A 9,670-nucleotide genomic window follows, 5' to 3' on the forward strand; every position below is an offset into this window, starting at 1 on the left:
AAGCACAAGGACTGTAAGGTACGACAGGAGTTATACCGAGCGAACCAATACGAAAAACCCCGGCAGGATGCCGGGGTTTTTTATTATCTAATTTTTTAAATCAAGGTTGGATGAGCATCCAGAATGCGGATCAGCGTTGCTACTGGGCCGAGGTTAGTGAGAGATTGAGATTCCTGTTAGCAAATAACAGTTACACAGAATTTTGACTGGGTTCAAATATTAAACCCAGTCAAAACAGGTATTAACTTATAAACTCAAAACCAACTTGAACAGCATAAAGACCACCGTTTATAATTTTTGACAGTTTTGTAATAATGCGTAGCCACCTTTAGATTTTTTTAAATCTAACAAAGAGTAGACCATTGAGTCTCCAAACACGCCATCATTAATAGTTCCTACGCTCAGTAAGTAGTTATTATTGGAGAATACTGGATTATTTTTTTTACTATATTGATCATCAAAGTTTAGCTGTTGTGAAATATTATCGTAAGTCACTGTCGCACTAGTTTTTTGGTTATTAAAGTGGTAGGTTACGCTTAGATTTTCGTTGCTATCACACTTGTAATTGACGACATAATTTTGCTGGTTAGATGGTTGCTGCTGGTCAGTGATAAAGGCTTTCAAATTAAATTTTATTTCGGTGCTTGCATGCTTACGGGCATCATTGCGTGTTTGGCTTACGATAAGCTTATAATCCCCTGTATAAGGCAGGACTTGGAAATCACCAGAGAGTTCACTAGTTTTATTGTTATTTCCAAGATACAGTAAATTTAATACCACATCGTCTGATGTGTTTTGTCTTACTACTCTTAATACTTGATTAGCTTGTGCATGGAATATATATTCCTTTGTATCATAGCCAGTAATACTGCCCTTAATATCCAAAACTTGGAGGTTAGCAATATTACTGTGACTATTTTTATGAGAAGTCTCGACTGCATTAGTATACTGACTATTGTTATCAGGTGTTGTGTTACAGCCTGATAGAGCAGCTATACACGACATCACCAATGCAAGGGCGAGTATTTTCTTTGATTTCATCTTAAAACCTTTCGTATTAAAAAATAATTGATTATTTTAACATCCAAAATAGTTGAGTTTATTGACGTCGGAAAAACTATATATTACATCCATAACTACCATGTACTGACAGTATGTTCACCTCAATTACTAAAAATAAAGAAATGAGCAAGCATCAGCTCAACTACATTTCTATTTTTAATTCAGTTCGGCTTTGCTGCATAAAGAGCTGAAAGATAGACTTTGAAAATTATAAAAATCGGAAATTTATGATATAAAAAATGTGCTCGACGATGTCGAAAAGCCGACTTGGAAACAAGTCGGCTTTTTTAAGCAACTTGGTAATATTCTCTAAATGATAATGGTTTAAAAAGTAGGTATTTATTGATTTTTACTATTTTATCAAAGACTCTATTTCGAAAACTATCCCTCAATTTTTGTGGGTTAGAGCTTACAAAGATATCGGCTTTTTTTGGTTATTTGGAATAAGACTAAGTTGCCTAACAGATTGGTATATATCACAATTTTATTATTTATATGATTTATATAAAATAAGCAAAAAGAATTTTACTATAAGGAAATCATGAGAAAAAAGATTACCTATCTAGCTGGGGCTATGACCATAGTTTTACTAATAGCGGTGATTAAACATGAAAATGAAGTAAAGGGGGATGAACAATTTAGATATTTAGATTCCATAGCATCTAAGCAACCTTAGTAAAATTGCACTTATATTTAGAAATACTAGATCATATAAAAACCATTATTTAACATAAAATCTCTTATTCGAAATTCAGGCTAACGCCCCTATACAAGGTCACACACCTTACACTTTTTTAAAACTTGATCGCGGATCTGACTTTAGAAATGAATAGATCAATTGAATTTTGGTTCTTGGAAAAATCCAGCAGTAGCCCATTTACTTTAGATCGGATCTCTTTGGGATCAGTCAGTTCTCCATTCATTAAGTTTTTCAGTAGTGCACCCACTTTATTCATATCTGCTTTTAGGCTACGGATCTCCTGGATTGTTTTTACATCCGTCAGGCTTTTAGGCTGGTAGCCCAAACCAAGATCACGCAAATATTGAGAAGCTGATAAATTTCCCTGAGCAGCATTTTCTTCAATTTGCTTTTTTTCAGCTTCAGTTACCACAACTTGAATTACTTTTTGGCGTATCCGTTTTGGCTTTTTCTGTTCAGTCATTTTTCTATTTCCAGTACATTTTGGCTATGCCAAAAGCTCCGCAGGACAAGATGCCACGTTGAGCTGAAAGCGAATAAGTCGGGTAATTTATATAACCAAGGCTTGCCATGTTATATAACATTACACATCTTGCCAATATCACTGAAAGTTCAATTGCACATAAACGCATATAATTGCACATCAAAATGAATAAAAACCATTTAAAAGCTTATAGTTGCAGATAATTTCATATAAAATCGTATAAAAGCTCTTAATTGCATATAGTTGCATATAATTGCATGAATTAAAGAAAGAGGAAGTCATTATGGTCACTAGACATGGCGCTAAAAAATTCATCATCTCTGTATTACCTGAAATAGAAAAACGGCTAGAAGCTGGTTATACAATTAAGGAAATCCACGCTGATTTACCTGAGCTAGCGAACAATATTTCTTACAGTTCAGTTTTGCGAAATTTGAATAAAATGGGAATGAGTGAAAAAAAGGTACATTTACATAAAATAGAAAAATTAGAGTCTCAGGATATGGTCCCTACTTCTAATGAAAAAATGAAAATGACGAATGCAGAAAGAAATACAGAAAAATTGAAGACTAAAAAACCTGTTTTTTCTTATGACCCTCATACAAAAGGTAAAGATTTTATCTAATCACTATAAAACTTAGCTTTTAAATGCACTCATTTGCGATTTAAGCTCAAATTCACATAGGAAGGTACAGAACGAGTGTCTACGAGTGAAATCGCTGAAATTCGCGCTTATACCCTCTGAAAAACAGCTTTTTAGGCTGTGAAGCCTAAATAAGCATAAATCACATACAAAAAATTGAGTCTAGATCGAGCGCAGCGAGTAAAAAAGCTCTATGAGCGAAGCGAATTCATCGTGCTTTTGCTTTTTCTTAAAGTCACAACGAGATAAGCCAAAAAATTGCCCCGACGAATCGAGCGAAAGCGAGATTCAATAGAGTTTGAGCGTAGCGAAAACCAAGGGCAATTTTTCATGATTTGGGCTTTTAATTATTTTAAAGTTTTTAAATGCTTTTAGATATGCTGAAAGCCTTTGCTCACAATGCTTTTAAGGGTTATATGACACCGTTTACCTTGCAATATGACACCGTTTACCTTGCAATATGACACCGTTTACCTTGCAATATGACACCGTTTACCTTGCTTATAGCACTAAAATTAATTATTGTGTCATAGCATAATAATTAATACTGGTGCTTCATGAGAGAATTAGTGGTAAAAGACAATGCCTTAATCAATGCAAGCTATAACTTGGACTTAGTAGAACAACGTTTAATTTTACTGGCTATTGTTGAAGCAAGGGAAAGTGGGAAAGGGATTAATGCTAATGATCCCCTTGAAGTACATGCCGAAGGCTATATCAATCAATTTGGTGTACATCGCAATACTGCCTATCAAGCATTAAAAGATGCCTGTAATGATTTATTTGCTAGACAATTTAGTTATCAAAAAATAAATGAAAGAGGGAATATTGAGAACTATAGATCCCGTTGGGTTAGTGAAATTGGATATGTAGATAATGAAGCAGTGGTTAAGCTTATCTTTGCCCCCGCCATAGTCCCATTAATTACACGTTTAGAAGAGCATTTTACTAAATATGAATTACAGCAAGTTAGTAATCTCAGTAGTGCTTATGCTGTCCGCTTATATGAACTATTAATTGCTTGGAGAAGTACCGGTTCTACTCCAGTTATAGAGCTAAGTGATTTCCGTCAAAGAATTGGTGTACTCGATACAGAGTACAAGCGTATGGAGCGCTTTAAAACTAGTGTACTTGAGCTTGCTATTAAACAAATAAATGAGCATACGGATATCACTGTAAAATATGAACAGCATAAAAAAGGTCGAACAATTACAGGTTTTTCTTTTACGTTTAAACAGAAGAAAAAGGATAATCCATCAATAGAAAGAGATCCGAATACCTTAGACCTTTTTTCAAAGATGACCGATGCTCAACGGCATATGTTTGCAAACAAACTTTCAGAACTCCCTGAAATGGGTCGCTATTCACAAGGAACTGAAAGCTATCCTCAATTTGCTGTTCGTATTGCTGAGATGCTACAAGACTCTGAAAAAATCAAAGAACTATCCCCATACCTAAAAAAAGTGGGATACATGCCATCAAATAAAAAGGACACCGTAAATGGCTAAGTTATCGCTAAGTGAAGTATCTAAAAAATTTCATATTGATAGGTCAACCATTTATAGAGCTGTACGTAATGGGCGTTTATCACGCTCTAGTGATGGTCAATTTGACCTTTCGGAAGTGATTAGATGCTTTGGAGAGCCTGAGCAAATATCTCAACAAATTGAACCATCTAAATCAGATAACGATGAATCTACAAAAAAACTCATTATTCATTTAGAAAATGAAGTTAAAAAATACCAAGAACGTGAAGAGCGTTTAATGCAGCAAATCGACCGTATGCAGACGCTTATTGAGTTAAAAACTGTTGCACCCGCCACGGCAGCGCCACAACAAGATGCTACGGCATGCGACACCGATATGCCACAGCATGCGACAACACAACAAGACAATGATAATAAAAAGAATAATGAATTAAATATTGTAGAAAATGTGGCAGTGCCACAACAAGAAACTACAGCATACCACACCCAAACGCTACAGCATGCCACGTTGCAAAATGTGGCAGTGCCACAACCTAAAAAACGTGGCTTATTTGGCCGTGTGCTGAATGCTGTTTTTGATAATGACTAAGGGAGAGAGATCATGCCGAAACTGAAAGACATTGCCCTGGGAATTATTGTGGCTCCGCTGCTGATCCCGATCATGCTGATTGCATCGTACCAGGATAAAAAGGCGCTGAAGAAAGAGCTGGATGAACGCCAAAAAGAAAAAGACCAGGCATCCTGATTATTCAATTGAGCTAATCAAAGTCGTGAAACATTGGTCAAAGAATAGGCGTGGAACGTGAATAATCATGAAAAAGCCGATCTAGTGCGCTGAACCCTAGAACGGCTTTGACTAAGATATTGATGCTTATAGGAAAATTTCAAGCATTTCGTATAAGGTGTATTATGTTAATTTTAGGAAATCTTAAAATTAACATAAGTAGAAATTTATTTTAGGCAAGTGACTAAGTCAAAGATATCTTGCCCATTTAATTCTTACGCGTTCAGTATTATTATTATTATTTTCAGTAGTATCATCTTGTCCTCCAGGTAGAGTGATTGTAGTATTTTCTTGGGTAGTTCCAGCAAAATTAATATCTGTAGAACCACCTAATGATGAACCACTATCCTTTCCAAGGGCGGCTGCAAGAATTGAGCCTTTTAAACTAGTTGATCCACCTGTAATAATCTTATTGCCTGCAATAATGTTACCTTCAACTTTAGCTGAACCATTAAATGTAATATCACCACCATCATATGAAAGTACGCATGTTTCTAGAGATATAGAATTTGAACACGAACCGGCTAATAGACCAATATTACCTATACTTGCTGGAATAAGAGAGCTGGATGAACTACATAAATTAGTTGGCATATTAAAGTTTGAACTATTGCAAGTTGTTTGACTACCAACATAGTTTGGAGCTTTCAGTTCAATATTACCATTTCCATACTTAATATTTTTAGTACTAATTATTGTGTTAGTGTAGTAACCACCTGAAATTTCAATGTTTCCTTTAAAAAATAAAATGCCTGGAGCAAGAGAAGACTGTGAACTTTGAGTGTCTTTGAGTATCCACGTGTCATTTTCATATTTAATAATATCAGGACCATTATCAACTCGACGTCCTAGATTAGCTACGATATTTGAAGTGCAAAAACCATTTGTATCTATAGTTTTACACAAGTAACCCCAAGACCTTTGATTATTTAAAGTACGTTGCCCGATATAATATTCGCCTTCAGGAACACTTTGAACATTTCTAACATAAACTATAACTTTATTTTGATTATTAACACTAAATACATAATTTGCTTGTTCTTCATAAAAAAGTGCATTTACCAAAGGTTTACTAGCCATTGTGACAGTAACTAAAGCTCCTGTTGGATTCGCGACCTTTGTTCCTGCTGGTATAGTTTGAATTTTTTGAGGAAACTTATCAGTACAATCTGAAAATGATACTGCTTTGAGTAATGTAAAGTCAGTCCAATTTTTTTGAACACAAGTTAATACATCACCACTGGTAGCATACGCTAAGTTTTTTCCATTACTTGAATGATTAATTTTTAAATTAGCTAAAGCTTTTTCAATAGATGCATTAGTAATACTTATATTTTCTCCTGCTATAGCAGACCCAATTTTTGAATTTCCTCCTGCAAAAATGGATGATTTAGTATCAATACTATTTACAGCACCACTACTATCAATTGTTACATTCTTATCTGCATAGATATCACCTTCTGACCAAGAGCCATCTGTTATAACTGTACCTTTTGATGAAATAAGGTTTACATGACCACTACCTGATAAATTTACATTTCCATTAGAGTAAATGTTTTCTAATCCTTCGATACCTGCTCCAGAAATATTTACGTCGCCAATTACATTTAAAGTTTTTATACCTTTAATTGAGTTAGCTGTAAAATTTCCAGCGACATTAATAACTGCACGCTCATTATCGCCATTAGATAGAGTAATACCGCCTTTAGCATCAAGGTTCCCGTAGAAATTCATTGCACCTGGAAATGAAGTGTTATGACCTGAACTATTATTTTCTGGTGTAGAGTCAGAAGTGAAGGAAATTTCGTAAACGATTTGTATTGTGGAAGATGCTTCAGACTTTTCGCTTACATTCTGAATATTTGCAGTCACACGGTATTGTTTGGGATCATTACTCGTTTCAATACTGCTGATATTATTTACTTTCAGCTCACGACCACCTTGAACGTTAAGTGTCAAATTTTGATTATCCAATGATGCAATACCTGCCGCATCTAAGCTATTTAGATATTTTCGAAAAATCTCTACACCTGTCCAAGCTCCTGACTGAGCATTAGTTAAAGCATGACTCGAAACTAAACTTTTCTGAGAGGTATTAATATAATAAGCTGTTCCTAAAGCTGAAGCTGCAATAGCCAATGCAACGAGTAAAACTACAAGGACAGTTGCAAAACCACGTTGTGCATATGGGGTGTATTTATTTTCTATTGTCATTAGCTTTACTCGTTAGGAAGCAATGTTTAAGAGGCAAATAGGAACTTGAACTGTTTCCAGTCCCGCAATTTTTTGAGTACTAGTTTTTGCAGAAATAATAATTAATGGGTACTGGGAACTTTCCTCTATTGTTCCTGCTCCAAATGGAGTGCACGCAGATGTAGTCTGGCTAAATGTAATCTGTTGTGGATTTGATTTGTCAGTAGAAAAATCTACTAGGTTGGCCAGAGTACTTTGTACTTTCCACTTAAATGAACCTAAATTTAAGGTTCCATTACAAGGAGCACCACTATCATTTTCAAAACCCTCAAGCAAAATAAATCTTCTTTTTTTATTATCTGAACTTTCAACATCAGCAAGTCCTTGGCAAACTATATTCGTGCCATTGTTATAACGCCATAACACAGCTGATATATTTTTTGATCCAACTTGAATAGTTGTGGTTAATAAATTATTTGAACCATCTAAACCAAAGCCTGCATTTTGTAGAAACATCTGTGCAGTCGTTAAGCCGGCTTGTAACTGAGTATCATGGGTTGCAGCTATACGAGACTCAACACCAGTTTTAACTATAGTACGGTAAGAACTAAGCAATGCAAGAATACATAGCATTGAAATCAGTAAACCTATTAATAAGCTAATTAACGTTGTACCCGATTGATACTTCATTTTAATGCTTCTCCCACAGTAACTTTTCCACCTAGAGAGGCACTTTCAATTTCAAATTTAATAGGCTGTTTTTCAGTAATTGTTTTGTTATAAGTAGAATTAGCAGCATTATTAACAGTAACTTCCATTGATTCACAAGTTACTGTGATTTCAATAACTTCTGTTTCTTTTGGGAGGACAATAGTAGGTTTTGAAGTACCTGTACACCAAGCATTTTTTTGTTCAACCGTTGCATTTTGCAGTTTGGTACGCAACTCATTAATTACGATGTATTGCAGATTATTTTGCTGTTGGCTTACAAGCATGCGACCAGTGCTATATACGGCTCCTAAAATAACAATACTCGATAATGCAACAGCAATAAGTGCTTCTAATAAACCAACACCATTTTGGTTTACTTTAATAGAAGTTATTCGTTTCATTGAGAGATCCATTACTCATCGTAAGTGATAAGTTAGTTTTACAGTTGCCTGTAATGTCAGTCGAAACTTGACCAAAATGATTGAAAGAGAAACATTTGAAATCATTAGAATTAGCATCTTTAATTTCGATTGTTTGGCTTAAAGGGTAGCTAAATACAATAGTAGTAGTACAACTAGCTGATTCCGTGGCGGTAGCTTTATGTACAGAAAGCTCTTTCTTATTCTGATCAAAACAAATTTGGCTTGCAGCGTAATCCATACTTTTGGAGAATTCATTGCGAATCGCTGTAGATTTAGCTAGGTCCATCGCACTTTTTAAAGACATGGTAGCCTTATCCAATTCTGCTTGTTTAGACCATAAAGCTGTTAATGATGTTCCAGTCACTACTAAAATAGCCAATATAGTAATTGTCACCATAAGCTCTATAAGGCTTACACCGCGCTCTTTTAATCTAGGGGTTACCATGTGGTTTTACCATCACAGCTAGTTGTTGCAGTTCTTGAGTTAGTATTATTAATTGTTAAAATACAGCCGTTAAGATTGCTAGAATTTTTTGCAGTTGCTTTTAATTCATAACCTTTTCCACTATCTACTTTGGTACTAGAGAATTCAAAAATATCAGTTTTGCTTGCAGACCATTGGGGGAACGCATTGGAAGCACTAAGGGCACTTGTAGTTGTATAGTCTTGATTAGGATAAGATAAATTACGTTGATAGTAATTTTCAAAAACTAAGCTCAAAGCAACTAAGTCTGTCTGAGCAGCTTTAATATTGGTTCTTTTAATATAATTTTGATATGAAGGTAGTGCTATTGCGGACAGGATTGCCACAATTGCGATTGTCACCATTAACTCTATAAGTGTAAAACCATTATATTTATAAGGTTTTTTTCTAAATTTATTGTGCATGAGAGATAAATATATAAATATTAATAAATTGTGAAAATTATCACACTTATTATTTAATATTTCAATGAAATGGCTGGTTAATCCTTTTTCAATACTTTTTATATAAACGAAATAAAATCAGCTTCACTAAGATTTGATCTTTTCTTAACTCTTAATAGAAATAAATCTCTAAAAAATGAAAAGTTACACCAAATTAACCTCCATTGTAAGCGTCCGCTGAACCCCATGCCTATTTTTTAATTTGAGTTGGATTTCCAGCGATGTGGCAGTAATTCTTCTATTTGGGTCGCTTTATG

General features: G+C 34.7%; 11 protein-coding genes. 4 read left to right on the forward strand and 7 right to left on the reverse strand.

The window, feature by feature from the left end; genetic code table 11:
• Nucleotides 1-288 precede the first annotated feature (288 nt).
• Together NI461_RS13250 and NI461_RS13255 are read right to left on the reverse strand one after the other, a co-directional pair.
• Nucleotides 289-1,041 (reverse strand): hypothetical protein, encoded by a 753-nt coding sequence (locus tag NI461_RS13250; protein WP_253157601.1) that lies wholly within the window; start codon nt 1,039-1,041, stop codon nt 289-291.
• Between the two features lie 815 nt (nt 1,042-1,856).
• Nucleotides 1,857-2,225, reverse strand: a complete 369-nt coding sequence (locus NI461_RS13255) for a LysR family transcriptional regulator (RefSeq protein WP_114150325.1) — start codon at nt 2,223-2,225, stop codon at nt 1,857-1,859.
• 304 nt (nt 2,226-2,529) lie between these two features.
• Between NI461_RS13255 and NI461_RS13260 the strand changes: the two genes are divergently transcribed.
• The 4 genes from NI461_RS13260 to NI461_RS13275 all read left to right on the forward strand — a co-directional run bounded on the left by NI461_RS13260 (nt 2,530) and on the right by NI461_RS13275 (nt 5,121).
• Nucleotides 2,530-2,871, forward strand: coding sequence for a hypothetical protein (locus NI461_RS13260; protein ID WP_163169833.1), 342 nt, complete (start codon nt 2,530-2,532; stop codon nt 2,869-2,871).
• Between the two features lie 575 nt (nt 2,872-3,446).
• Entirely contained in the window at nt 3,447-4,397 is a 951-nt protein-coding gene (gene repM, locus NI461_RS13265; RefSeq protein WP_180073049.1) for a replication initiation protein RepM, read from the forward strand.
• Nucleotides 4,390-4,965, forward strand: a complete 576-nt coding sequence (locus NI461_RS13270) for a plasmid replication DNA-binding protein (protein WP_253157603.1) — start codon at nt 4,390-4,392, stop codon at nt 4,963-4,965. The genes repM and NI461_RS13270 overlap by 8 nt, the downstream gene beginning before the upstream one ends.
• Before the next feature lie 12 nt (nt 4,966-4,977).
• Entirely contained in the window at nt 4,978-5,121 is a 144-nt protein-coding gene (locus tag NI461_RS13275) for a hypothetical protein (protein ID WP_001125247.1), read from the forward strand.
• Between the two features lie 228 nt (nt 5,122-5,349).
• On the opposite strand, the gene NI461_RS13280 is transcribed toward NI461_RS13275, so the two are convergent.
• Genes NI461_RS13280 through NI461_RS13300 form a run of 5 tightly spaced genes read right to left on the reverse strand, consistent with a single transcriptional unit; the run spans nt 5,350 to nt 9,374 of the window.
• Complete coding sequence (locus NI461_RS13280; protein ID WP_253157616.1) at nt 5,350-7,374, reverse strand: hypothetical protein; 2,025 nt, start codon at nt 7,372-7,374, stop codon at nt 5,350-5,352.
• A gap of 12 nt (nt 7,375-7,386) precedes the next feature.
• Nucleotides 7,387-8,043, reverse strand: a complete 657-nt coding sequence (locus NI461_RS13285; RefSeq protein ID WP_253157618.1) for a hypothetical protein — start codon at nt 8,041-8,043, stop codon at nt 7,387-7,389.
• Complete coding sequence (locus NI461_RS13290) at nt 8,040-8,465, reverse strand: prepilin-type N-terminal cleavage/methylation domain-containing protein (protein ID WP_253097596.1); 426 nt, start codon at nt 8,463-8,465, stop codon at nt 8,040-8,042. The genes NI461_RS13285 and NI461_RS13290 overlap by 4 nt, the downstream gene beginning before the upstream one ends.
• Nucleotides 8,443-8,931 (reverse strand): Tfp pilus assembly protein FimT/FimU, encoded by a 489-nt coding sequence (locus tag NI461_RS13295; protein WP_253157621.1) that lies wholly within the window; start codon nt 8,929-8,931, stop codon nt 8,443-8,445. The genes NI461_RS13290 and NI461_RS13295 overlap by 23 nt, the downstream gene beginning before the upstream one ends.
• Nucleotides 8,925-9,374 carry a type IV pilin protein gene (locus NI461_RS13300; RefSeq protein ID WP_262934130.1) on the reverse strand — a complete coding sequence of 150 codons (450 nt, stop codon included), beginning with the start codon at nt 9,372-9,374 and terminating at the stop codon, nt 8,925-8,927. The genes NI461_RS13295 and NI461_RS13300 overlap by 7 nt, the downstream gene beginning before the upstream one ends.
• Nucleotides 9,375-9,670: the final 296 nt, after the last annotated feature.

This window comes from Acinetobacter sp. S4400-12, from assembly GCF_024129495.1.
Taxonomy (GTDB): domain Bacteria; phylum Pseudomonadota; class Gammaproteobacteria; order Pseudomonadales; family Moraxellaceae; genus Acinetobacter; species Acinetobacter lwoffii_C.

What these genes read in the sequence shown, in the direction of transcription:
- NI461_RS13300 (WP_262934130.1), bottom strand. Translation starts at nt 9,374, where the DNA reads ATGCACAATAAATTTAGAAAAAAACCTTATAAATATAATGGTTTTACA.
- NI461_RS13270 (WP_253157603.1), top strand. Translation starts at nt 4,390, where the DNA reads ATGGCTAAGTTATCGCTAAGTGAAGTATCTAAAAAATTTCATATTGAT.
- NI461_RS13290 (WP_253097596.1), bottom strand. Translation starts at nt 8,465, where the DNA reads ATGAAACGAATAACTTCTATTAAAGTAAACCAAAATGGTGTTGGTTTA.
- NI461_RS13260 (WP_163169833.1), top strand. Translation starts at nt 2,530, where the DNA reads ATGGTCACTAGACATGGCGCTAAAAAATTCATCATCTCTGTATTACCT.
- NI461_RS13250 (WP_253157601.1), bottom strand. Translation starts at nt 1,041, where the DNA reads ATGAAATCAAAGAAAATACTCGCCCTTGCATTGGTGATGTCGTGTATA.
- NI461_RS13295 (WP_253157621.1), bottom strand. Translation starts at nt 8,931, where the DNA reads ATGGTAACCCCTAGATTAAAAGAGCGCGGTGTAAGCCTTATAGAGCTT.
- repM (WP_180073049.1), top strand. Translation starts at nt 3,447, where the DNA reads ATGAGAGAATTAGTGGTAAAAGACAATGCCTTAATCAATGCAAGCTAT.
- NI461_RS13275 (WP_001125247.1), top strand. Translation starts at nt 4,978, where the DNA reads ATGCCGAAACTGAAAGACATTGCCCTGGGAATTATTGTGGCTCCGCTG.
- NI461_RS13255 (WP_114150325.1), bottom strand. Translation starts at nt 2,225, where the DNA reads ATGACTGAACAGAAAAAGCCAAAACGGATACGCCAAAAAGTAATTCAA.
- NI461_RS13280 (WP_253157616.1), bottom strand. Translation starts at nt 7,374, where the DNA reads ATGACAATAGAAAATAAATACACCCCATATGCACAACGTGGTTTTGCA.
- NI461_RS13285 (WP_253157618.1), bottom strand. Translation starts at nt 8,043, where the DNA reads ATGAAGTATCAATCGGGTACAACGTTAATTAGCTTATTAATAGGTTTA.